General features: G+C 72.5%; 1 protein-coding gene. It reads left to right on the plus strand.

The window, feature by feature from the left end; translation table 11 throughout:
• On the plus strand, positions 1-204 hold a 204-nt coding region (locus tag GJV82_RS20365; RefSeq protein ID WP_225873516.1), incomplete at both ends, for a hypothetical protein.

Raw genomic sequence — 204 nt, forward strand, 5'->3', positions numbered from 1 at the left:
CACGCCCTACGGCTTCTCGCCCGGCTCCGGCCCGTTACTGGACCCCGCGACGCTCCGGGACCAGATCCTTCCGCGCTGGCGGGAGGGGGTGGACCGGCAGGTCAAGGCGCTGGTCAAACGGGCCCGCAGCACACTGGAGACGCTCTCCGGCGACGCCCTGTACAGCAGGCTGGACGACCCGCTGCACCGGCGGGCCGCGTTGAT

The sequence above is a fragment of the Cellulosimicrobium composti genome (assembly GCF_009711085.1).
GTDB classification, from domain to species: Bacteria; Actinomycetota; Actinomycetes; order Actinomycetales; family Cellulomonadaceae; genus Cellulosimicrobium; species Cellulosimicrobium composti.